Below are 20,494 nucleotides of genomic sequence, written 5' to 3'. Positions count from 1 at the left end.
CTGCTCAGAGCCGGGGACCGGCTGGACGGGGTGGGAGCCGCACGATCAGCCGCATCGACCGCGAAGGTCCCGAGCTGCTCACAGACGGTGCGAGCCGATGGCGGGCGCGTCTTGCGAGCTCGCGTTCAGTCATCGGGGTCTCCTGGGGAGGGGAGACCCCACCTGTCAACAACGTCCGTCAGTTTCAGACCTGGGCTGCGGTCTCCGTGATGAGGACGGCGGCGGTGACCGGGCCGGATGTGTCGGTGGTGGCTGCGTCGGCTACGGCGGCCCGGACGGCGCGGGCGACTTCCAGCGGATGGTGGCCGCGGGCGACCGCGAGCTGGACCTTGATGTGGCGGCCGGGTGGATCGTCATGGTCCTCCACCTTGACCGGGCGGCTTCCCAGTACGGCGGTGAGGCGGGCGACGCCCGGAACGCCCGTCACGACGTCCGCCAGTTCCCGGACGGGTTCCCGCATGGATCCTGTTCCCGTCATCGTGGGTGAGCTTCGGGCGGCTGCGGCTGCGGCTGCGGTTGCCGGCGCGGGCCTCATGGCTCTTGCTGCGGTCCGCGACTTCACGCCCGTCTCCGGACCGTCATGGAGATCCGTGACGGTCAGGTCGGCTGTCACGGCGGCCAGGCCGAGCCGTTCAGCGGCTGCGCTGAGCAGCGCGTTCCTCACCTGTGCGGCGGTCTCAGGCAGCGGCTGCCCGAGGGACGCTGTGAAGGCCGCTTCGATCCTGAGCGGGCCAGGCGGTAGTGCGCTGGCCGGCGGACGGACGGCCGGCTCGTACACGGGCGCGAGCGGTGCCGTCCCGATGCGCAGAGACTCCAGCTGGACACCGGGAATCTCAGCGGCAGCGCGCCCGAGGGCCCTGACGGCCGCTTGCTCGGTGATCCATGTCCCGTCGTCGGACCCACCGAGCGGGAGTAGCCGCCCCAGGTCGAGCTGTTGCCGTACTGCCTGCGTCCGCGCCTCGGTTTTCACCGGCCTCTCACCCTCTTTCTTCCATGGCCGCTCCTCTTCCTGCCGCAGTTCGGGCCACTCGTTTTGGATCATCAAGCCTCAAATGGTGCATTATAGGCACAACTACTAATAAGAATATAATCTGCGCAAGGGGTGCCAGAGGGTCTTCTGGAGGGAGGAATGCCCTGATGACTGAGAACACCGGCACAAGGTATGGCGGTGCGCCCGGGTCTCGCGGCCGGACGACCATCGCCGACGTGGTGGTGGAGAAGATCGCTGGAATGGCGGCACGGGACGTGCGCGGTGTCTATGCCCTGGGCAGTGGCTTCGCGCGCTCGATGGGATCCGTGCGGGAGCGGATGCCCGGTGCCGGCAGTGGCAAGTCCGCCACGCGGGGGGTGAGTGTCGAGGTCGGAGAGAAGCAGGCGGCCATCGATCTGGAGATCGTCGTCCACTATGGCGTCTCCATCACGGACGTGGCCGGTGAGGTGCGGGAGAACGTGATCTCCGCGGTGGAGCGGATGGCGGGTCGGGACGTCGTGGAAGTCAACATCCTGGTCAGCGATGTGAAGCTCCCCGACGAGGAGGACGAAGGGGAAGAGCGGCAGCGGATCCAGTAGCCGGGGCGGAGCAGCCCGCGTGAGTGAGGGAGTGCGTGATGAGCAGGGCCGTGGTGGGCTTGATGGCAGGGATGGCGCTGGGTTTCGCCGCGTATTTCGGTGACTTCTGGGCGTTCCTGCTGGTGCTGGGGCTGGGCGTCGTCGGACTCGTGGTCGGGCGGTTGGTGGAAGGCGACCTCGAACCGGGCGACTTCGTCCGCCGCCGGGACCGGCAGGACCGGATCCGTGACGACCGTCGACGGGTACGAGGAGACTGGCGGTAGTGACCGGTGAAGTCGAGCTGCGCCCGGGCAGACCCGTGGGGAGCGCGGTGCGATCGCCGTCGCGGACCGGGTCGTTGCGAAGATCGCTTCCCACGTGGCGCGCGAGGCGCTGAGCCGGTTCAGCGGGTCGGCCGGCCACGTACCGCCAGGCCGTCGAACGTCACGCGCGACCACAGCCGTGCGGCGGGCACCGGAGCGGGATACCGCAGGACAGGACGCCGGGTCCGCCGCGGGACGGCAGGCGGTGCTCGGCGAGGCGCGGATGCGCATGACCGTCGAGCTCGGCTATCCGTCCGACATCGGGGCGCAGTGCGCCGCCGGGCGCCGGGAGGTCACCGAACGGCTCAGGACGTGGGCCGGCATGGAGGTGTCCGACCTTGCGGTGGCGGTCGAGAGGCTCCACTCGGCGCATACGCGCGCACGGACCAGGAGAGGGTGAGATGAGCGCGAACACCTGGCGACAGCCGACAGGTGACAGCGACCTGGTGGCCGGGTCGATCTCACGACGCCTCGGTCCAGATGCCTGGGTTCAGGGGTCCCGGCCGCTCCTCGCGCGGTCCACGGCCCGGGTGTATGCGCCCGGGCACACGCGCCGGTACAAGCCGGGTCGACGGTCCGTGGGCGCGGCCGGGGGGAAACCGGCTGGTCACCTGTCGTGAGTGGTACGGCTGCGGCGGCGCGGCGGGAAGCGGCCGCGGCCTTCGTCGCGGTGATCCCGCCGTTCGCCGGCGGTCGGCGACTCGGACCGGTCCGGTTCCACCGGGGCCTGCGGCGTGCCGCGGCCGCGGCGGCCGGGCAGGGGGGCGCTGTACCGGTACGCGGCGATTCTGTCGGCGTGCTGGAGGTTGAGCCGGTGGATCACGTACGCCGCCACTGCGATGAGGACCACGAGGGCGGCGGCTGTCAGGAAGGCGTTCATGGCGGCCACCTCACAAGCCGGTGATCAGTTGGCTGGCCCGGCCGGGCGAACCGGCCTGTTGGGGAACGGCTGCGGACACCGCTGAGGCGCCGCCCTCGTACTCCCATACCTCGTCCGGATCCAGCGGCTGGTCGGCCGCGGAGACGTCGTGGCGGGCCTCGTCCGCGGCGATGAGCGCGCTCGCGGTCATTGGCGGGCCGTCGTTGTCGGACGCCGCGGCCATCAGCCGGGCCGCCGATTCCGCCCCGGTCTCGGGCGGGATGACCAGGAGATCCCAGCGGCTGGTGCCGTAGGAGAGCAGCAGCAGCTTGTGCGGGTCGATCTCCGGGGTGAACCAGCCGACCTTGACGATGTGGCCGTCCACGAGAACCCTGCGGGGGATGACCGGCCAGTGCTTCGGGTTTACGGCGATGCGAGTGATGCGGCCCCACAAGGGGTCCAACACGTCGGTGAGTTCCGGCAGTTCGCTCAGCAGGTCCCGGGAGCGGGGCCACCAGGCACCGTCCAGGAGTCCGCGGGAGGAGCCGTCGGTCTTCAGCGCGAGACGCGCGGCCGGGGCTGCGACGGGCTCGGGGTGCGGCAGGGTTGGGTACAAGGTCGCCGACATGATGCGGACCCGTCTCCGGGCCGCCTCTGCGGCGACCCAGGTTTCATATTTCGCCGAGAACGACCCGGCGTGGAAGCCGGTGTGCGAAATGCCCTCGGTACTGTCCACACTACTCCGCGTTCCGCCGCAGCGCGGAGGGTACGGCCGCCTGGTTCTGGAGCCGGAGCAGCCTCTGGGTGATCTCCCGGTACTGCCTCAGCACGTGCCGGAGTTCGTCGGACTGTGTTCCGGGGGCTTGGTCCTCCCACCCGCGCAGGAGACGCCGAAGAGCTCGAGCGGGAGGGAGAGTTCGCGTGTCAGGTCACGTGAACCTGAAGGGAACGGCCCGTAGCGGGGGATGAGAGGTGGTTGCGGACATCGCGGAACCCGTCTCCGGAAACCGGCATCCGAGCCGGTGTGCGAAGTGGTCCCGACGAGTTCACGCCATTCCCCGAAGAGGCCGAACGGACCGCTCCTGGACGTCGGCTCACTTCCGTCGGCGGTCGTCCTCCGAGGAGCGGCTGGTCTCCAGCCAGGACCGCGCCGGTTCTGCCGGGCGGGTGGTGTCCACGGTGAGCTGGAGGCGGGTCCCTCCCATGCCGTCCGCGGGATAGCTGCGCTGCTCGTTGGCGGCGAAGCACTGGCGGAGCGCCTCAGCGACGCGACGAGCGGCTTCGGGGGAGGCCGCGACGATGCGGACCTCGGCGTGCCCGTCCGGGGGTGTTTCCGTGGGCTGCATGGCGACCTCGTTGTTCGGGCACAGATCAGCGGACCGGATCGTTCACTCTACTCCGGCATGCCCCGTGGTCCTCGGGTGTGACCGGCGACCTTCCGGGCCGGCGTGGGCCGCGGAGTACCGTGAAGCAAGGAAGTCACTCCGTTTTCCTTACAGGCAGGCAGGCAGGCGAGTGCGATGTCCGACTCCGGCTCCCCGCGTGTGACCAGGCTCCTGCCGGACGCCGTCCACCAGGCCCTGAAACCCGGGACGGCTGTCGTACGGCTGGAGACGACGCACGACCGCCGGAGTGTTCTCGACGGAGCGTGGTGGCCGCGGTCTCGGGACATCGCCGCGGAGCTCCCCGCCCTGATCGCAGCCCTGGCCGAGTGCCTCGGGCCGGTCATGCGCGTCGGCCTGGACGCCGGTGCCTGGGAAGGACTGCCGACGAGGCTGGTCATCGATGACCGAGTCGTGCACATCGACTCGTTCCCGGTCGGCGACGACACCGTCCTCATCACCCGTGGCGAACAGGATCTCTTCTCCCTGCTCGTGGTCCCGCCGCACGCGACGCCCGACGCTGCGCGCGCCGCGATGGCCGAGGCCGTCCGCGCCGGCAACGCCACGCAAGCCGAACAGATCCTCATCGACACCGGCGCCTGGTGAGCGGCGGACCGATTGCCCGGTGTTCCCCGTGGCTCCCGGCACGATCTGGCATGCGTCTGCCACGGCCGCGGCCGTCTGGCCTCGGCTCCCGCCGCGCCGCCGACCACCGCTTCAGGGCAGAGGCTGGCGGATCTTGCGGCTGAGCTGCCGCTTCGCCGGCCGAGGCAGCAGGCGAGTACTCGACCGCGGGACACCGGTGTTGACCGTGGCTGGCCCCTGTATCTGGCACGGCTGTGGCACGGACTTCGCTCGTCAGCAGCCGTCCGTGCCGGGGCGGGGATCGGCCGATCGGATGCAGTCGTTGAGGGCGGCAAAGGACACTGGTGGACCGGCCGCCGCGCGAACGGTGCTCAGGCTGACGCTGTCCGCGTCTAGGGCAGCGACTGCTGGGCGGGGGAGTACATAGAACTCCCACTGGGCCGTGTCGAGTGGGTTGTAGACAGCGTGTTCACGTGAGGTCTGGACGGCGAAAACGTAGACGTCGGCGTTGTATGACTTTGCCTCCGAGTAGCCGCTATCGGATGACCACGTGCAAGCGCGCAGCCCACTGAAGCGGATTTGAGAGGGCGTGCGCTGCCCCCAGGCTTGCAGATAGGCACCGGCCTTGACCTCGATGCGCAGTCCGTCGTCGGTCTCGACATCGTGGCTTGCCCATTCCACCCGGGGCACGCAGGAGCCGACCGCCTGGTGGACCAGGAATTCGGCGAAGAGACCACGTGTGTTGTTCATACGGAGGTCCGGCATGGCGAACCGCCAGAAGTCGACCACGGTTGCGTCCGGGACGCCGACGATCGACTCGTCGCCGCGGAGCGGAGGCATGGGGCGCGGGCTTAAAGGTGGAGGGGCAGACTGCTTCATAGCCGCAGTCTGGCAGGTCGGTGAGGCGTGGACTGTGGAGGCACGCGTGTGGGACGACCCAGGACACGCCAAGGGCCAGCCTTGGAGGGGACCCCTCCTGAGCTGGCCCTTCTGGCTGTGCCCCCGGCAGGATTCGAACCTGCGACACTCGCTTTAGGAGTTCGATCGGAGGCCAGTCCTGGTGCCGTAGACCGTTGTCGCGACGACCGTTTCAGCGTGCGTAGGTCCACGCTTGTCCGGAGACGTTGATGTCAGGCTTGGATGTCAGGGGTCGTTACGACGGCTGTCGGTGCTGCCTTCCAAAAATTGCGATAGATCAGTAGGGGTCCGAGATACCCTCCCGCGATGACCTCACCCGATCAGCTCCTCGTGGCCCCCGATTTCGCCCTGCCAGACCCGCCTGCCACTGACCGCTTCCGCCTGGAGCCCCTCGGCCCTCAGCACAATGCTGCCGACCACGCCGCCTGGACCTCCAGCATCGCCCACATCCGGGCCAATCCCGACTTCGCCGGCCGCTCCTGGCCGCCGCCAGAGGGCATGACCCTGGAGGCCAACCTCGACGACCTGCGTCAGCACGCGGAGGACTTCGACCGGCGCGTCGGCTTCACCTACACCGTCCTGTCGGTCCCGGGGGATGAAGTCATCGGCTGTGTCTACGTATACGGCTCACGTCAGGAGCCTGGTGTGACGGACGTCCGCTCCTGGGTCCGGGCGGACCATGCTTCGCTCGATGCCGAGGTCTATCTCGTCGTCAGCGACTGGCTGGCCCGCGACTGGCCCTTCGAGCGCGTCGCGTACGCGCCTCGCTGAGCCACGCGATCCGTGCCGCCCGGAGGGCAGCACGCAGAAGACCCGCAGGTGGACTTGCGGGCCTTCTGATCTGGTCCACTGATGCGGGACTTGAACCCCGGACCTCTTCGTCCCGAAGCAACTTGGGCGGAGCTTCTGCCTTTGGCTGTCGTGTCTCTGACCTGCTCCGACGGTCCGCAGACGTCCGCGTTCGTCCACCGCTGTGCGTCGGCGTTGTCACGCAGTTAGACACTCACTGGCTGGGGCGCTCGACGCTCTACCCTGCTCAGGAGCGGACCCGTTACATGCTCGTACCCCAGCGGACGACGGCTTTGTTGTCAAAGTGCTCGGCTAAGTTGCCGCATGATTGCTGGCACTTGCCGGCCTGGGACGACGGACCGCATCCGTGGCGGGTTGCGGCCTACCCAATAACGGCGTTCAGTCCCGTAAGCGCGCGGGTGGCGCGGTCTCTCTCCGCCTGGACTTGAGCCTCGGCCGCAAGCCGGCCCTCCCGCTCAATCAGCAACTGCGCGCGCAGGGCCCGGCACCCATCGCACGCAAGTTCTTCCTCGCTCGGCAATTCGGCCTGCTGCGCAGGGATGGGGCGCTGGGCCTTGAGCCGCTGAACCTTAAGGCGTTCTACGTCGGCAAGCGCGAAGAGGTTCGTCCCGTGGTGGCCCTTGCCCACCACAGTCAGGTGGCCCTCGGCCTTCATCACGTGAACGGTGTCCGTACGCACGCCGAGCAGTTTCGCTGCCTGCGAGGTCGTCAGCTTCTCATCGGGTTGGTTCATGCCTCGCAAACGACCCCCGACACCAAGGAGCCACCACCCCGTTCCGGAGTTCGCCCACTTCAGTGAGTCGTCGATCAGCGGCATGACGAAGATGCACGCCCATGCCCCCCAGCTTCAGAAGGCCCGTCTGGTGAATCCACCGCGCCGGCCCACCAGCACCACGGAGCCACGATGACCATCACCCCACCCGCCGCCACACCCCGACAACTCAACCGTTCCCAATCTTGTTGACCGTGGCTGACAACCGCATTTGGCACGGTAGTGGCAGGTACCTCAGCCGACGACAGACAGCCACGATGGCGGGTGCGCCGACCGACCAGGCGCGCGTGTGCCTCCCCATACCCCCACCGGCCTCCACCACGCTGCCGCTGCCGTCGACCAGAGCAAGTCGCGACGGCCGTCCCGTAACGACGCTGCTTGAGCCATCAGCTTGGGAAGCTGCGGTGATCTGGGGCTTGCTGGAGGACTGACCTGGGGCGGAAGGACGTCGACGCCAGGTGACGGGTTCCTCGATTCCCCGGTGTTCCCCGCGGTTCCCCGTACGATCTGGCACGCGTCTGGCACGACCTCTTCGTCCCGAACCATGGGCGGGACGGTCGTTGAGGTCCGCTCGGCAGATCACGTGGGTGTTTGGAAACATCGACGGTCGGCTGCCGTCGTGGTGTTGCTGTACAGCCCTGCTGTACTGCGGTCGGGGCCCGGGGCACTCTCCTGCCGTACTGCTGGGCGCTGCTGTAATTCAACAGCCGTTGAGTGCCGTCCCTGGACATCGTCGGCCGCATGTCTGACGACTGTTTTCAGACATCCACGGCCGGCCGCGATCCATGACCCGCTCGACCTCGATCGCAGCGACCCCAGTGCGCGCCTGCCATAAAAGGTGCCCGGCTTCTGGGCGGCATCCAGTGGGACCTGCGGAAACTTGCGCAGGTGTGCCGTACAACCCTGAAGGGGCTCCAGGAGTCTTGTGGGCATCCTGTTTTCCTAGTGGGGGTTGCATCACTGTGCGTGTGCGCAGCATTTCGGCCGCAACAGCGCTCGCGGTCACTCTCAGTTCCATCGCCCTGGTGGGGGCGGCGGCGGGCGCTGCCGTCGCCGACAGCAGTGCCGCGCTGCCCATCACGTCCAGCGGCGACATCATCGTGGACGGCGTTCACCAGCGGGTCTTCATCAGTGACCCGTCGGGAGGCAAGGTCGTCGCCACCGACTACTACGGCACCGTCATCGGGACGATCACCTCGCTGCCGCAGGCTGTCGGCCTGGAGCTCTCCGCCGACTCGGCAACGGTCTACGTCGCCGTGCCGGGAGCCGATGAGATCGTGGCCATCGACACGGCGACGCTCACAGAGGCCGGGCGGTATGCGACGGGTGACGGCACAGATCCGCAGCACCTGGCGCTCGCCGGCGGCAAACTCTGGTTCGGCTATGGCAGTGTCGGCCACGGCAACATCGGCTCTCTCGACCTGTCCGGCGGGCAGCCGCAGGTTTCCCTCGCCCAGGAGGCCGAGGGGACGTGGAAGGACGCTCCCCTGCTGGACTCGGCACCCGGCGCTCCCGACACCCTGGCGGCCGGCTCGCGTCAGTACTACTTCACTCTCGGCATCTACGACGTGTCGTCCGGCACGGCCGACCGGACCGCGTTCCTCGGCGGGCAGGACGCCGCCATCGGCAACACCGCGGAGGACCTGGCACTCACTCCGGACGGCACGGAGCTCGTGGTGGCCACCACGGCAGGCGACTTCCAGCAGGTCTTTCGTACCTCGGACCTGTCGGAGACCATCAGGTATCCGAGCACCTACTGGGAACAACGGTCGGTGGATGTCGCGCCCGACGGCCTCGTCGCGGTGGGCACCGACACCTACGCCTCCTTCAAGCCCCATGTGTCCATCTACAAGCCGGGCAGCACGGTCCCGCGGCGGACCGCCAATTTCACCGACGAACAGGGTGGAGTCTCCCAAGAGGCCCTCCTCGACCACGGCGACCTCGCCTTCGCACCCGACAGCAGCCGGCTCTTCGCGGTCACACACGGTCTCTCCAACAAGTACAGCCTGCGCATCGTCACCGACCCCGGCAAGGCCGTCACCACCATCACGGTGAACGCCCCGACGACCGCCGACCGAGCCAAGTCGCTGACCGTCTCTGGCCAGGTCACGAACACGCTCGGCCTGCCCGCGGGGACCACCGTCGCGGTCACCCGAACGGACCTGGAGTACCCGAACGGCAAGGCGCTCCCGGCCGCGACGGTGAAGGCGGACGGGACCTTCTCCTTCACCGACACCCCGCCCGCCGGCGGCAAGGTCACGTACAAGGTCTCCTATGCCGGCGACGCCGATCGCACGCCTGCCTCCGCCTCCGACACGGTCGAGGTGTCCCGGAACTCGCCGACCCTGACAGTGAACAAGAACGGCAACGTCTACAACTACGCCAGTAACGTGACGTTCACCGCCCACCTCGGCACGACGTACAAGAACCGGACGCTCTCGCTCTACGCGGATACCGCGGGCGACGGCAAGGGCAAGTACCTGGTCAAGACTGGCACGGTCAACAGCGAGGGCAACCTGTCGGTCACCTTGACCCTGAAGCGCGACACCACGGTGAGCGCGTCCTTCTCCGGCGACGCGCGGATCGCCCCGAAGACGGCCACGAGCTGGGTGGGCGCGAAGGTCAAGGTGTCGCTGAGCCCGAGCCGCTACTACAAGACGGCCACGGTCAACGGGTACACCAAGTACTACTTCCGGAAGACGACCAACCCGCTTCTCACGACCACGATGACGGCCTACCCCGGCCGCGCGCAGAAGCTGGAGTTCCAGATCTACTCCAACGGCGCCTGGCGGTCGGCGGGATACGAATACTTTAAGCTCGACTCCACGGGCAAGTCGGTGGTGGAACTGGGCGGCACGCACCAGACCGGCTACTCGATGCGCGTTCGGTCGTCCTACATCAACAACTCCTCGAACGACACCGTGAACTCGACCACGCACGGCTCCTGGAAGTACTTCACCTTCACCAGCTGAGGCCCCCAAGGCCCGGCGCATCCGATGACGCGCTGGGCCTTGGGATGCATCTTCCTCAGGGGATGCGATAGAGCCGGTGTCACGCTCAAGACGCGATGGCGCTCGCCAGCCACTCCTCGGAGCGGGCCGCGCTGAATCCTCGGTTCAAGGTCGGCTCGTCTCCTCAGCCCCGATGGGCAGCGGTGCCAACACTCTTTCCAACTGTGTTGGTGGGGGGTTGGGCTGTGTGCGGGGGCGTTCACCTGCGTTCGTGGGTGATCGGCCACCCTCGGGGCAGCGCTCCCAGGTCCGGTCTGAACGGCAGTGGACGACGGTGAATGAGACGGAAACTGAGACGGCCAGACCCAGTCGCGATCACCCGTTGGCTGGGGCTCATTGCCCACTGAGTTAGGCCAGTCGCGGAACAGGCGCAGCACTTCCCCGAGGTTGAGCGGACCGCAGGACGCCTCGAAGACTCCGTCCGTCCCCTTAGCCATCACCGTGTCGGAATCGCGGCGCCGGATGTCCGTCTCCGCAGGGGCGCAGGGGCGCAGGGGCGCAGGGGCGCAGGGGCGCAGGGCGCAGGGCGCAGGCAAGTTCGTCTCTGCGCGCTTCTGTTACTCAGTGTTCCACAGCCACTACCATCCGGCTCGATCGTCGATACCCTGGATCAAGAGGCCGGTGGGGGGACACGCTCACCCAGGATGTGGCCTTGACGGCACCGCTGGAGTGGAGGACCCGCTTGCGCTCGGTCACAAACTGGGATGGGGATGAATGGGAGGAGTGGTGCATTCTCCTCATTCGGAGACGGTACGGGGCTGATCAAGTACAGGTGGTTCCGGCTAGGCATCGAGGGGATCTCGGGATCGAAGCCTTTACATACGACGGTTGTGCGTTCCAATGTTATGCCGCACAAGAACCTATCCCTGTGAAAGATCGGTACGAGAAACAGCGAGACAAGCTCACTACGGATCTGGCCAAGCTTGCAGACCGCCAGGAGAAATTCGTAGCCCTTCTAGGGAACGTGAAAATCAGGCGTTACATGTTCATGGTTCCCTTCTTCGATTCTCATGAGCTTGTTCAGCACGCCTCCACCAAGGCGGCTGAATATCGCGCAAAGAATCTCCCCCACTTGGACCCAGGCTTTCAGATTGTCGTTGTAGATGAAGACGCCTATGCGGATACTCGAGAGCAGGTCCTTCCTAGACCACGTCCGCTAGTTGAAGTGCAGGAGCACACACAGGACGAGGTAGCTGCCTGGATTAGGGCGAATGCGCAGGCGGTCACCACCGCCGAGAGGAAGCTGCAAGGGCTAATTCAAGACGATCCGCGAAGGTTGCAGGCTATCGAGGGCCTCATCATGCAGTACATAAAGGGGGAAAATGCTCTTGCAGACATGCGGCGAAAGTTCCCCGACAATTGGGAGAGGACCACTCGATACAGGAACCATAAAGAGCAGCTCCTCATCTTTGAATACCCGTCGACCGATATCGGATTCAATAGCCTTGCCAAGATCGCTAAGGAAATTGAAAATGAGCTCAACGAAGACGTTCCAGCACTAGATAATCGACTTCGAAGCGCTATTGCTTGGGCGTCGATTGCTGACTGGATTATGCGCTGTCCTCTTGACTTCCCATCGGTGGCCTCATGACGCTTACCACTGAAGAACTCTCAGACCTCTTCTCCGATACCCATACCCCCTTGGTCTTCTCAAGGCGCCCCGATCCGATTCCGGGTGACCTGAGGCATGGGTGGAGGCTGGCTGCACTCGTACTGGTTTTGGACCGGTGCCACGCGAGTTCGGCCAACGTTGAACAGATTCACTTGCTGGTGTGGGCCATCCGGTCAAAAGCCACACGAGAAATGGTGCGGTCTTGGATGGATGGAGAAAAGGCACCTGATGAATTTGCAGTGCGGTATGATCCGGTACTGAGTAGGACGATCGCAATCGCCATCTCGTGCGGGCTGGTATATCGCAAGCCTAGTCAAGCAATTTCTCTAACTCCAAACGGAAAGTCGCTGGCACGTAGCGTTTGGTCAAATAGCGAGGTGATGGCGGAGGAAAAGGACTTCCTAGGGGCGTTTCCTGGGAAAATCTCGCAGAAGTCTATCCGTCAACTCATGGACTGGAATTAGCATGCTCAAGCTCCGCCACCTACAGCTGCGCGTGGTAACTGAAGGTCCCCTATGCGGTGCCGATCTTGAATTCACGAGTGGCCTCAATATTTTGAGAGCAGATAACTCCAGCGGCAAGTCCACATGCATGCAGGCTGTCATCTATTCGCTAGGCCTGGAAGGCATGCTGAGCGCTCGGCGCGATATTCCACTACCGCACGCCATGACGGATTCCATTGAGGTGGATGGGCGGGATCTCCGTGTGCTTGAGTCATGGGTAGCGCTGGAGATGGAAAACTCGTCTGGGCGCGTTATCACCGTTCGGCGTCATGTGAAGAGCACTACCAAACACATGACACTGGTTGAAGAGTTCGAGGGTCCGTGCTTGAGCGCAGGATTGCCGATGGAGAGGGGGACTGACTATTTTGTTCGCCGTCCTGGCGCTGCGATCAGGGACAGGGGGTTCCACCATCACTTGGCAGAATTCCTCGGATGGGAGCTCCCTCAGGTTTCGCGTCTAGATGGCAGTGAGGGTCCGCTGTATCTTGAATGCCTTTTTCCCTATTTCTTTGTCGAACAAAAACACGGCTGGTCGGGAATTCAAGCTCGCATTCCGACCCATTTCATGATCCGTGATGTTAGTCGTAGAGCCGCCGAGTTCATTCTGAATTTGGATGAATATGCCACTGTGCTGCGGCGACAGCGGCTTGAGGCCGCCGGCTCCCAAATGGATACAGAGTGGCGACAAGTGGTTGATCGGCTTGTTGGTGCCACTAAAGGTGCAGCCGTTGTGCTGCGCGGCGTGCCGGCGAAGCCTGTCTCAGACACTGCTGCAGTAGCGATCGCGGGAGTCATCGCTTCAGAGCGCGAATGGATTTCAATCGATGATGAGATTCGCTTGCTGCAAACCCGCTTGGACGAGTTGGATCGCGTAGAGGTTCCAACAGTTGAGGAGGGCTCGCAGCAGCTTGATCGCGATCTATCTGCTGCTCAGGAGAGCTTGACCGTCATCACTGCACAGCTGCGCGAAGAGGTCGATTTGCTTGCTGAATCTATCTCGCGCCGCGATGGTCTTGAGTTTCGGGTAGAGGCCTTGGAAGAGGACCTGCAGCGTCACAAGGATGCAGCTCTTCTCCGTCGGCTCGGTTCGGAGCATGCTGCTGTCATTGGTGGCGAATCTACGTGCCCTACATGTCAGCAAGCATTGCCCGATGGGTTCGACGTGACCTTAAACCCTATGTCGCCAGATGAAAGCATTTCATACATTGACCAGGAACTGCGAACATTCCGGGCGATGTATTCGGACATGCAGCGGGTAATCGAAAATCAGCAAGCTAAAGTGGCGGGCCTACGCGACAGAATGTCTCAGGTCCGAAGGAATATCAGGGCCATTAAGCAGTCGCTCACCTCTCCCTCTGCTACGCCTTCTGTTGCGGCTGTCGCAGAGAGGATTCGCCTACAAGATCGGGTCGAAGTGCTGCAAGCAGTGCAGTCTGAGATCTTCACCGCTAGTGGGGACCTTCGTGCCAGGGCTGTAGCGTGGGAAAGTAACCGGGCCGCTTTGCGTGCTCTTGCTGAACAAGGTCGATCTCCTCGGGATGCTGCCAAAATTTCGTTCCTGCAAAATTCTTTGCGTCAGCAGTTGAGGAGCTATCATTTCAACTCGCTGGATCCCGAGAGTATTGAGATCTCGCCCGATACGTATCGCCCCATCCATGAGGGGTTTGACTTGGGGTTCGACCTGTCGGCCAGCGATATGATCCGGGTAATTTGGGCCTACCTGCTGGCATTTCTTGAAGCTGGTCTCAACTTCTCAGCTAATCATGCCCGTTTGCTAATCTTTGATGAGCCGCGTCAGCAGGAGACGAATAGATTGAGCTTCTCGGCGCTTCTTGACCGAGCCTCGCACGTCAACGGTCGGGAGGCGCAAATCATCTTCGCGACGAGTGAGGAGGCCGAAGCTCTTGCGGGAATGCTGCAAGGAAGGCCCCATCATCTCATCTCAAGTGCCCCCGGTACTAAGCTGCTCAGGCCTATCCATTAGGTCGGCGGAGCGGCTTTGGGGTGGCGCTGCTTTGGCGCGAGTGATCATGGCCCCGTAAGCTTCCGGCGCGTCGGGCAGTCTGTGGACCTGCCCGGTAAAGCACGACGTGGGGGCCATGATCTTCGAGGCTTGCGCCAAAGTGGCTGCCTAAAGCCGTGGAGCCGACCGCCCCAGCCACGAGGTAGCCCTCCTCTGGCATCAAGTGGCTGATTGCTGTGCGCGCGGTACGGGCGCCGGCCGGGCTGGAGCGGGGCGGAGACAGGAGCGCATGCCCGGCCGGGGGCCGGGCCGCGCGCGGTGAGCGGAGCGAGCCGCCTTGAACCAGTAGAGAAAGTTGTAACTCAGTCTGGGGCGCGGGGCGTGAAGTCGTATGCGCAGGCTGGGAGATCGACACCTTGGCGGTGCGCCAACGGCAGGAAGACCACTGGCCGGATCGTCCATGTGATGCGGGTGCTGGCGTGGGTCACGGAGACCGTGCAGGGATCCATGCGTAAGAGGGCTCGTCGCGTATCAACGCGGCCGTCGTAGAGCCAGGCCCAGGCCTCATCGGAGGCGTCCGGGTCGAGGGCCGGTGAGATGGTGCGCAGGGCGACCGCTACCCATCTGTCCGCCTGTGGTGCCGAGTAGGCGTCGAAGGATGCCCGGAGTGCCGGCCACCCTGTCTCGTCGTTGACGTCCTGCGTCCAGCACTCGCACCAGAAGCCCCGCTGGGGCTTGTCCATCAGCATGGGTGCCCTCCCGGCTGGGTGTCCGTGAAGAGTTCCGCGGTGACGGTGTAGCCGCTGTGGCTGCCGTGGACGACGACCCGGTGCGCGATGACGCTGACCATGCCCAAGCCGCGGCCGTGTACCGCGTCCTCGCTCGGCTGCTCGACCTTCGGTGCGGTTCCGGTCCCTCCCTCGTCGGTGACCGACAGGGCGACCACCTTGGGGGAGACCGCAAGGGCCAGGTGGAAGCTGCCGAGTCCGCCGCTCGCCGTGTGGAGGATCGCGTTCGCGCTCAGCTCGCTCACGATCAGTTCGGCGTCGTCGGCTAGGGGAGATCCGCGCAGGATGTCCCGTGTCCAGCGGCGGGCCCGGCTGACCTCTTCCGGAAATCCTGGGCAAGTGAGTCCCCAGACCCGGGCGGTGCTCGTATACTCGTGCATACAAGTTCCTTCGTGCTGGTAGGCCGCCATGTGCAGCGGGTTCGGGCTAGACGAGTTTCACGCCGTCGTGGGCGCGTATGGCCGGCGGGGATACCGCGTCGAGTGCGTCCAGGACGCGGATCGCGTATGCCTCGTCGGCGAGTTCGATGACCTCTTCGCGAGTGGCCCAGCGCAGTGCGCGGGTCTCGTCCCCGGTGGTGGGCGTGCCGTCGGCGGCCTCACAGCGGAAGACCATGGAGACGATCAAGCCCTTCATGTTCTTGTAGATCCCGGTCAGGGTCGCGGGAAGCGCGATTTTGATGCCGGTCTCTTCGAGAACTTCGCGCTGGAGGGCCTCGGGGATGGTTTCCTCGCGTTCGAGGACTCCGCCCGGGGGTTCCCAGTGGCCGTTGTCGCGGCGTTTGATCAAGAGGGCGCGGTCCTGGTCGTCGACGATGACTCCGGCGACGCTCACGGAGTGCGGACGGTCGGTGCTCACGTTCCTCTGCCCTCTCGGATGGCTAGGCTCTCCACCGTAGCAACAAAGCTCGCCCACTCGTCTAGATACCTAAAGGAGTACACGTGCCCTCTCTTTCCTCCGGCCTCCTCGGCGATCTCGACCCCACGAGCGATCGTGCGGTCTTCCGGCAGATCGCCGACCAGCTGCGCGAGGCCATCGACCGTGGGCGATTCAAGGAGGGCGAAAAGCTGCCCTCCGAGGCCGAACTCGTCGAGCATTACGGGGTTTCCCGTATGACGGTTCGAAACTCCTTCTCCGTCCTCCAAGGCGAGGGCCTGGTGCACGCCGAGCACGGCAAGGGCGTCTTCGTGCGACCACGGCCTCCTGTGAGGCGGCTTGCCTCCGACCGGTTCGCCCGGCGCCACCGGGAGCAGGGGAAGTCCGCGTTCATCGTGGAGGCCGACGCCGCCGGCAGTCACCCGCAGGTGGACAGCCTGGAGGTCAAGGAGGAGAAGGCAAGCCAGGACGTCTCCACCCGGCTCGGGTCCGTGCGGCGAGTGCTCGCACGGCGTCGCCGGTATCTGCTGGATGGGCGGCCGGTGGAGTTCGCCACCTCGTATCTGCCGCTCGACATCGCACGGGGCACACCGATCGCCGAGCCCAACCCCGGGCCCGGTGGCATCTACGCCCGGCTTGAGGAGCTGGGGCACCGCCTCGACCACTTCGAAGAAGAGATCCGCGCCCGGATGCCCTCGCCCGATGAGGTGCGCACGCTGCGACTGGCCTCCGGTGTGCCGGTCATTCATCTGATCCGGACCGCGTTCGACCAGGAGGGACGGGCAGTGGAGGTCTGTGACACGGTCATGGCAGCGGACGCTTACGTCCTGTCGTACCAGCTGCCAGCGACGTGAGCGCGCGGAAAGGAGCGGGATCGGCGCTATGCGGTGATCGCTGCGGTGCCCTCGGTGGAGGGCGGCTCGAACATCGAGCTGATGTCGTTCCACATGAAGTCCTCGCGCCATTCCGATGTGCCAGTCGCCCAACCGAGCAGCGCTCGAAGCGCCTTCTCCTGCGAGACGGTCTGAGTCTGGTAGTGCTTCGTAGCAACGCCGTCCCGGTACTCAAGCTGGTACGTGTTGTTCTCGCGCAACAGGACCTGGATGTACCAGTCGCCAACGACGTCCGCGTCCTGTCGTTCAACGACCATGTGCTCGTTGCCGCGCCCCAGGTTCGCCGGCATGCGGCCTATCGCCGGCTTCGAGGGGCGTCTCATCCTGTGCCCGCGGGCGTCCGTCGCAATCAGCATGCTCGGATCCTGCCCCATGGCTCTGACAGCGGAGACTTGAAGCGGTGGTGCATGGCTCCTTCTTCAACTCGTACACCTCAACAGGCTTACTCGTATAGACGAGTGGGCAAGTTGTGTGGCAAGGTGGTTGCCGTTCCCGGAAATCGGGTTCGAACGCTGCATCTTGTATAGACGAGTAGACGGGAAGAAGTCTTGCGCACCATCCGTGTAGAGACCTCCGCCGCGACGATCCTGCTGACCGAGGCGCCCGAGCCCAAGGTCCGCGACCGGCAGACGGGCGAGATCGCCAAGGACGCGATGAGCGGCGAGGCCCTGATGACGATCGGCGTCGTCCACCTGGAGGACGGTGAGTCGTCGCTGATCAAGGTCACCGTTCCGGAGAGCGGAGTGTCCGAGGGGCTCACGCTCGGGGCTCCGGTCTCGCTGCCGGGTCTGGTGGCCCGGCCGTGGGAGAGCGTCTTCAACGGGCAGCAGCGTCACGGCATCGCCTACCGCGCCGCCGCCGTGACACCGGCCGCGTTCCCGGCCTCAGCCGGGGCTGCTGCCTGATGACCGACCTGATGACACTCCTGGAAGTGGGTGGTCCTGTCGCCGCACTCGGCGGCGGGGCTGCCTACGCCCGGGCCAACCACCCCGGGGTGTACTGGTCCACGGTCGGCCTGCCGATATCCACCGCCCGGCTCCTCAGCTCGTACGGCTCGGTCATGGAGGCCTGCGGCCTGACTGTGGCTCCGTCCCGGCTGCGGATGCTGGCGGTCAAGGCCACCACTCGCCGTGAAGTTCGTCCCGTGCCGCCGCGTCGGGGCATCGTCCGCCCCACCTCGACCGGGCTGCGGCTCCGGCTCCGGATCGCTCCGGGGCAGGAACCCGCCGACGTCGCCGCCGCGGCGGAACGGTTGCGGCACGCTTGGGGCGTCCACGCCGTGTACGTGACCACGGTCAAGCCCGGTGTGGTCGAACTGCGCCTGGTCGGCTTCGACGTGCTGCGGCAGGTGCGGATGCCGCGCAAGGTCGACGCCGAGTTCCTTCAAGTGCCGGTGGCGCTACGGGAAGACGCCATGCCCTTCGTGCGCGACTACCGCGCCGTGCCCCACCAACTCACCCTCGGCGCCACGCTGTCGGGCAAGTCCATGTACCTGCGGCACCTGATCGCCGGACTCGCCCCTCAGCCGGTCGCCCTGGTCGGCATCGACTGCAAGCGCGGTGTGGAGCTCGCGCCGTTCGCCTCCCGCCTCTCCGCGCTGGCGACCGATCCGGAGCAGGCTGCCGAGTTGCTGCCCGTGCTCGTGAAGGAGATGGAGGACCGATACGACCTGATCAAGGCCCGGCAAGGCATCGCCCCGAACACTCCGGCCGAGGAAATCACCTCGGACGTCTGGGGACTGCCCGAGTCCGAACGCCCGGTCCCGATCGTGCTGTTCGTGGACGAGGTGGCTGAACTCTTCCTCGTCGCCACTAGAAAGGACGAGGAACGCCGGGACGAGATGGTCACGCAGCTCATTCGCCTTGCCCAGCTCGGCCGCGCGGCCGGCATCTACTTGGAGGTCTGCGGTCAGCGTTTCGGTGCCGAGCTGGGCAAGGGCGCGACCATGCTGCGGGCCCAGTTGACCGGCCGCGTCTGCCACCGCGTGAACGACGAAGCCTCCGCGAAGATGGCGCTCGGCGACATCGCGCCCGAAGCGGTCATGGCCGCCTGCGCCATTGCCCCCGAACGGCCCGGCCTCGCCGTGGCCGGTGACACCTCCGGCGGCTGGTCTCGCATCCGCACGCCGTACCTGTCGCTGGGCGACGCTGCCGAGACCTGCCGCGAGTCGGCCCACCTGGTCCCCGACCTGCCCGCGCTCAAGCTCTTCCGGCCCGACGTGCCCGTACGGCCCGTCGAGATACCGGCCCCGGCCGTGCGGCCCCGGCCCGTGGCCGACTGACCCGCGTCCCCACTCAACCCCGGTCGGCGTGACCGCCTCACGCCACGTCCCTACCCCTCCCATGCCCGAATTCGGAAGGAGCCGCAGCATGCGCGCCCACCTGGCCCGCGTCGATGCGGTGCTCGTTCAGGCGGTCATCGCCGCCGCGCTGTCCTTCGCCCACCTGCACGATGTCGCCTCGGCGGCCGGACAGGACGGGTGGAAGGCGTGGGCCTACCCGATCAGCGTTGACCTGCTGCTCGTCGCCGCCTGGCGCCGACTGCGCTCCGGAGAGGCGAAAGCGGCCGGGTGGTGCTGGTTCCTGATCGCACTCGCCGCGTCCCTGGGGGCGAACGTCGCCACCGCCGGCCTGCTTGACCTGGATCACGTACCGGCCTGGCTCCGCATCCTCGTCGCGGGCTGGCCCGCGGTCGCCTTCCTCGGCGGAACACTTCTGGTCCACTCGCCGCCGACAGCGCACGACGAGACCACTGACGCCGCAGACCAACAGGATCCTGACGACATCGAGGACCAGGAGAACGCGCCCGATCCGGCGCCAGACCCCCCGACGCCACCGGCGGCCGATCCGGCACCGGCCCCACCGTTGGCCCCGCCTCCGGTCGCTGTCCCGGCCGCCCTGGTCGAGCACGCCCGCAAAGTCGCCGCCGACCACCGCACCCGCACTGGAACGGCCATCGACACCCCGACCCTGCGCGCCCGCCTCGGTGTCCCGCCGCCCATGGCCGAAGCCATCGCCGCCCAACTCACCTGACCAGCAAAGGGAGATCATGCCGCTCTTCTGCTTCAACACGGCCGCCGACTACCTCTCAGCGGCCCGCGAGATGGCCGTCAGTGGCCGGTCGGCTCTCGCCCGGCTCCTCGCCGAGGAAGCCGCCGACCGCACGCCCGATCCGGAAGAAGCCGCCCGGATCCTGCGCGACTTCCCCCGCCCCAGCCCGCGACAGGAGGACTGACCATGCCCGCACCGAAGCGCTTCCGCCACGTCAGCCGCATCGGCCCCGTCCAGGTCGGCACCTCTTACGACGGCCGGGGCCGGGAGAAGCACACCGCCGCCTGCACCGCCCCGCGCTGCGGCTTCTCCGCCGACTACGACAGCCGCGCGGCCGCCGAGCTGGCCGCCCGCACCCACCGCTGCCCCGTTCGCTGAAAGGACCTGCACCTCGTGACCGTCAGCCTGCCGCTTGTCGTCGTCCTCGGCTTCTTCGCCTGGGGAGCAGTCCGGTTCCTCGGCGTCCGCGTCTGGATCGTCGTCCTGGTGGCCCTCTTCGGCTTCTGGCTCTCCCGCACCTTCCTCGCACCCGCCATCGAGTCCGGCACGCGCTCTGGCGTGAGCGTCATAAACGGCTCACACACCTAGACGAGTAGATAAG

General features: G+C 66.0%; 25 protein-coding genes. 15 read left to right on the top strand and 10 right to left on the bottom strand.

Going from position 1 to position 20,494, the window contains the following annotated elements; translation table 11 throughout:
- Positions 1 to 184: 184 nt before the first annotated feature.
- Complete coding sequence (locus ACIRDU_RS21210; RefSeq protein ID WP_403581629.1) at positions 185 to 460, bottom strand: hypothetical protein; 276 nt, start codon at positions 458 to 460, stop codon at positions 185 to 187.
- Between the two features lie 677 nt (positions 461 to 1,137).
- On the opposite strand from ACIRDU_RS21210, the gene ACIRDU_RS21205 reads away from it, so the two are divergent.
- The 3 genes from ACIRDU_RS21205 (at position 1,138) to ACIRDU_RS21195 (ending at position 2,271) form a co-directional block, all read left to right on the top strand.
- On the top strand, positions 1,138 to 1,569 hold the full coding sequence (locus ACIRDU_RS21205; RefSeq protein WP_403581627.1) for an Asp23/Gls24 family envelope stress response protein: 432 nt from the start codon (positions 1,138 to 1,140) through the stop codon (positions 1,567 to 1,569).
- Between the two features lie 38 nt (positions 1,570 to 1,607).
- Positions 1,608 to 1,832, top strand: coding sequence for a hypothetical protein (locus tag ACIRDU_RS21200; RefSeq protein WP_403581626.1), 225 nt, complete (start codon positions 1,608 to 1,610; stop codon positions 1,830 to 1,832).
- A 268-nt stretch (positions 1,833 to 2,100) separates the two neighbouring features.
- Positions 2,101 to 2,271, top strand: a complete 171-nt coding sequence (locus ACIRDU_RS21195) for a hypothetical protein (protein ID WP_403581624.1) — start codon at positions 2,101 to 2,103, stop codon at positions 2,269 to 2,271.
- A gap of 207 nt (positions 2,272 to 2,478) precedes the next feature.
- On the opposite strand, the gene ACIRDU_RS21190 is transcribed toward ACIRDU_RS21195, so the two are convergent.
- From ACIRDU_RS21190 to ACIRDU_RS21180, 3 genes are all read right to left on the bottom strand, one after another.
- Positions 2,479 to 2,751, bottom strand: a complete 273-nt coding sequence (locus tag ACIRDU_RS21190; RefSeq protein ID WP_403581622.1) for a hypothetical protein — start codon at positions 2,749 to 2,751, stop codon at positions 2,479 to 2,481.
- Between the two features lie 10 nt (positions 2,752 to 2,761).
- Positions 2,762 to 3,466 (bottom strand): DUF5994 family protein, encoded by a 705-nt coding sequence (locus ACIRDU_RS21185; protein WP_403581620.1) that lies wholly within the window; start codon positions 3,464 to 3,466, stop codon positions 2,762 to 2,764.
- Between the two features lie 358 nt (positions 3,467 to 3,824).
- Positions 3,825 to 4,076 (bottom strand): hypothetical protein, encoded by a 252-nt coding sequence (locus ACIRDU_RS21180; RefSeq protein ID WP_403581618.1) that lies wholly within the window; start codon positions 4,074 to 4,076, stop codon positions 3,825 to 3,827.
- A gap of 174 nt (positions 4,077 to 4,250) precedes the next feature.
- Here ACIRDU_RS21180 and ACIRDU_RS21175 point away from each other — a divergent pair, with 174 nt between their 5' ends.
- Complete coding sequence (locus tag ACIRDU_RS21175) at positions 4,251 to 4,718, top strand: DUF5994 family protein (RefSeq protein WP_403581616.1); 468 nt, start codon at positions 4,251 to 4,253, stop codon at positions 4,716 to 4,718.
- A 252-nt stretch (positions 4,719 to 4,970) separates the two neighbouring features.
- On the opposite strand, the gene ACIRDU_RS21170 is transcribed toward ACIRDU_RS21175, so the two are convergent.
- The gene (locus tag ACIRDU_RS21170) at positions 4,971 to 5,576 is read right to left on the bottom strand and encodes a hypothetical protein (protein WP_403581614.1); all 606 of its coding nucleotides are present in this window, start codon (positions 5,574 to 5,576) and stop codon (positions 4,971 to 4,973) included.
- A 345-nt stretch (positions 5,577 to 5,921) separates the two neighbouring features.
- Here ACIRDU_RS21170 and ACIRDU_RS21165 point away from each other — a divergent pair, with 345 nt between their 5' ends.
- On the top strand, positions 5,922 to 6,386 hold the full coding sequence (locus tag ACIRDU_RS21165) for a GNAT family N-acetyltransferase (protein ID WP_403581612.1): 465 nt from the start codon (positions 5,922 to 5,924) through the stop codon (positions 6,384 to 6,386).
- Positions 6,387 to 6,786: 400 nt separating this feature from the next.
- On the opposite strand, the gene ACIRDU_RS21160 is transcribed toward ACIRDU_RS21165, so the two are convergent.
- Entirely contained in the window at positions 6,787 to 7,242 is a 456-nt protein-coding gene (locus tag ACIRDU_RS21160; RefSeq protein ID WP_403581611.1) for a hypothetical protein, read from the bottom strand.
- A 923-nt stretch (positions 7,243 to 8,165) separates the two neighbouring features.
- Between ACIRDU_RS21160 and ACIRDU_RS21155 the strand changes: the two genes are divergently transcribed.
- From ACIRDU_RS21155 to ACIRDU_RS21145, 3 genes are all read left to right on the top strand, one after another.
- Entirely contained in the window at positions 8,166 to 10,169 is a 2,004-nt protein-coding gene (locus ACIRDU_RS21155) for a YncE family protein (protein WP_403581609.1), read from the top strand.
- Positions 10,170 to 11,076: 907 nt separating this feature from the next.
- Positions 11,077 to 11,799 carry a hypothetical protein gene (locus ACIRDU_RS21150; RefSeq protein WP_403581607.1) on the top strand — a complete coding sequence of 241 codons (723 nt, stop codon included), beginning with the start codon at positions 11,077 to 11,079 and terminating at the stop codon, positions 11,797 to 11,799.
- Between the two features lie 486 nt (positions 11,800 to 12,285).
- Positions 12,286 to 14,307 (top strand): hypothetical protein, encoded by a 2,022-nt coding sequence (locus tag ACIRDU_RS21145; protein ID WP_403581606.1) that lies wholly within the window; start codon positions 12,286 to 12,288, stop codon positions 14,305 to 14,307.
- A gap of 341 nt (positions 14,308 to 14,648) precedes the next feature.
- Here ACIRDU_RS21145 and ACIRDU_RS21140 read toward each other — a convergent pair whose 3' ends face one another.
- The 3 genes from ACIRDU_RS21140 to ACIRDU_RS21130 are packed head-to-tail and all read right to left on the bottom strand — an operon-like array spanning position 14,649 to position 15,908.
- Positions 14,649 to 15,035, bottom strand: coding sequence for a hypothetical protein (locus ACIRDU_RS21140; RefSeq protein ID WP_403581605.1), 387 nt, complete (start codon positions 15,033 to 15,035; stop codon positions 14,649 to 14,651).
- The gene (locus ACIRDU_RS21135) at positions 15,029 to 15,454 is read right to left on the bottom strand and encodes an ATP-binding protein (RefSeq protein WP_030851878.1); all 426 of its coding nucleotides are present in this window, start codon (positions 15,452 to 15,454) and stop codon (positions 15,029 to 15,031) included. Before ACIRDU_RS21135 ends, ACIRDU_RS21140 begins: the two co-directional genes overlap by 7 nt.
- Before the next feature lie 46 nt (positions 15,455 to 15,500).
- Entirely contained in the window at positions 15,501 to 15,908 is a 408-nt protein-coding gene (locus tag ACIRDU_RS21130) for an NUDIX hydrolase (protein WP_030851880.1), read from the bottom strand.
- A 107-nt stretch (positions 15,909 to 16,015) separates the two neighbouring features.
- Between ACIRDU_RS21130 and ACIRDU_RS21125 the strand changes: the two genes are divergently transcribed.
- Complete coding sequence (locus ACIRDU_RS21125; protein ID WP_020274970.1) at positions 16,016 to 16,804, top strand: GntR family transcriptional regulator; 789 nt, start codon at positions 16,016 to 16,018, stop codon at positions 16,802 to 16,804.
- A gap of 26 nt (positions 16,805 to 16,830) precedes the next feature.
- Here the strand turns inward: ACIRDU_RS21125 and ACIRDU_RS21120 are convergent, their stop codons facing one another.
- Entirely contained in the window at positions 16,831 to 17,199 is a 369-nt protein-coding gene (locus tag ACIRDU_RS21120; RefSeq protein ID WP_403581602.1) for a hypothetical protein, read from the bottom strand.
- Positions 17,200 to 17,391: 192 nt separating this feature from the next.
- Between ACIRDU_RS21120 and ACIRDU_RS21115 the strand changes: the two genes are divergently transcribed.
- The 6 genes from ACIRDU_RS21115 to ACIRDU_RS21090 all read left to right on the top strand — a co-directional run bounded on the left by ACIRDU_RS21115 (position 17,392) and on the right by ACIRDU_RS21090 (position 20,481).
- Entirely contained in the window at positions 17,392 to 17,748 is a 357-nt protein-coding gene (locus ACIRDU_RS21115; protein ID WP_403581601.1) for a hypothetical protein, read from the top strand.
- On the top strand, positions 17,748 to 19,124 hold the full coding sequence (locus tag ACIRDU_RS21110; RefSeq protein WP_403581599.1) for an FtsK/SpoIIIE domain-containing protein: 1,377 nt from the start codon (positions 17,748 to 17,750) through the stop codon (positions 19,122 to 19,124). The genes ACIRDU_RS21115 and ACIRDU_RS21110 overlap by 1 nt, the downstream gene beginning before the upstream one ends.
- An 88-nt stretch (positions 19,125 to 19,212) precedes the next feature.
- Complete coding sequence (locus tag ACIRDU_RS21105; protein WP_403581598.1) at positions 19,213 to 19,875, top strand: DUF2637 domain-containing protein; 663 nt, start codon at positions 19,213 to 19,215, stop codon at positions 19,873 to 19,875.
- A 16-nt stretch (positions 19,876 to 19,891) separates the two neighbouring features.
- Positions 19,892 to 20,077: a hypothetical protein gene (locus ACIRDU_RS21100; protein WP_102910783.1), complete on the top strand. Its 186-nt coding sequence runs from the start codon at positions 19,892 to 19,894 to the stop codon at positions 20,075 to 20,077.
- Positions 20,078 to 20,079: 2 nt separating this feature from the next.
- Entirely contained in the window at positions 20,080 to 20,271 is a 192-nt protein-coding gene (locus ACIRDU_RS21095; protein ID WP_102910782.1) for a mobile element transfer protein, read from the top strand.
- A gap of 15 nt (positions 20,272 to 20,286) precedes the next feature.
- Entirely contained in the window at positions 20,287 to 20,481 is a 195-nt protein-coding gene (locus ACIRDU_RS21090; protein ID WP_097217161.1) for a hypothetical protein, read from the top strand.
- The last annotated feature ends 13 nt before the right edge of the window (positions 20,482 to 20,494 follow it).

Origin of the sequence: Streptomyces sp. NPDC093598 (genome assembly GCF_044764825.1) — a bacterium.
GTDB lineage: Bacteria > Actinomycetota > Actinomycetes > Streptomycetales > Streptomycetaceae > Streptomyces.
The sequence above is the reverse complement of the archived record's forward strand: the minus strand, read 5'-3'. Positions and strand labels throughout refer to the sequence as shown.

What these genes read in the sequence shown, in the direction of transcription:
- ACIRDU_RS21210 (WP_403581629.1), bottom strand. Translation starts at nt 460, where the DNA reads ATGCGGGAACCCGTCCGGGAACTGGCGGACGTCGTGACGGGCGTTCCG.
- ACIRDU_RS21205 (WP_403581627.1), top strand. Translation starts at nt 1,138, where the DNA reads ATGACTGAGAACACCGGCACAAGGTATGGCGGTGCGCCCGGGTCTCGC.
- ACIRDU_RS21200 (WP_403581626.1), top strand. Translation starts at nt 1,608, where the DNA reads ATGAGCAGGGCCGTGGTGGGCTTGATGGCAGGGATGGCGCTGGGTTTC.
- ACIRDU_RS21195 (WP_403581624.1), top strand. Translation starts at nt 2,101, where the DNA reads ATGACCGTCGAGCTCGGCTATCCGTCCGACATCGGGGCGCAGTGCGCC.
- ACIRDU_RS21190 (WP_403581622.1), bottom strand. Translation starts at nt 2,751, where the DNA reads ATGAACGCCTTCCTGACAGCCGCCGCCCTCGTGGTCCTCATCGCAGTG.
- ACIRDU_RS21180 (WP_403581618.1), bottom strand. Translation starts at nt 4,076, where the DNA reads ATGCAGCCCACGGAAACACCCCCGGACGGGCACGCCGAGGTCCGCATC.
- ACIRDU_RS21175 (WP_403581616.1), top strand. Translation starts at nt 4,251, where the DNA reads ATGTCCGACTCCGGCTCCCCGCGTGTGACCAGGCTCCTGCCGGACGCC.
- ACIRDU_RS21170 (WP_403581614.1), bottom strand. Translation starts at nt 5,576, where the DNA reads ATGAAGCAGTCTGCCCCTCCACCTTTAAGCCCGCGCCCCATGCCTCCG.
- ACIRDU_RS21165 (WP_403581612.1), top strand. Translation starts at nt 5,922, where the DNA reads ATGACCTCACCCGATCAGCTCCTCGTGGCCCCCGATTTCGCCCTGCCA.
- ACIRDU_RS21160 (WP_403581611.1), bottom strand. Translation starts at nt 7,242, where the DNA reads ATGCCGCTGATCGACGACTCACTGAAGTGGGCGAACTCCGGAACGGGG.
- ACIRDU_RS21145 (WP_403581606.1), top strand. Translation starts at nt 12,286, where the DNA reads ATGCTCAAGCTCCGCCACCTACAGCTGCGCGTGGTAACTGAAGGTCCC.
- ACIRDU_RS21140 (WP_403581605.1), bottom strand. Translation starts at nt 15,035, where the DNA reads ATGCTGATGGACAAGCCCCAGCGGGGCTTCTGGTGCGAGTGCTGGACG.
- ACIRDU_RS21135 (WP_030851878.1), bottom strand. Translation starts at nt 15,454, where the DNA reads ATGCACGAGTATACGAGCACCGCCCGGGTCTGGGGACTCACTTGCCCA.
- ACIRDU_RS21120 (WP_403581602.1), bottom strand. Translation starts at nt 17,199, where the DNA reads ATGCTGATTGCGACGGACGCCCGCGGGCACAGGATGAGACGCCCCTCG.
- ACIRDU_RS21110 (WP_403581599.1), top strand. Translation starts at nt 17,748, where the DNA reads ATGACCGACCTGATGACACTCCTGGAAGTGGGTGGTCCTGTCGCCGCA.
- ACIRDU_RS21105 (WP_403581598.1), top strand. Translation starts at nt 19,213, where the DNA reads ATGCGCGCCCACCTGGCCCGCGTCGATGCGGTGCTCGTTCAGGCGGTC.
- ACIRDU_RS21100 (WP_102910783.1), top strand. Translation starts at nt 19,892, where the DNA reads ATGCCGCTCTTCTGCTTCAACACGGCCGCCGACTACCTCTCAGCGGCC.
- ACIRDU_RS21095 (WP_102910782.1), top strand. Translation starts at nt 20,080, where the DNA reads ATGCCCGCACCGAAGCGCTTCCGCCACGTCAGCCGCATCGGCCCCGTC.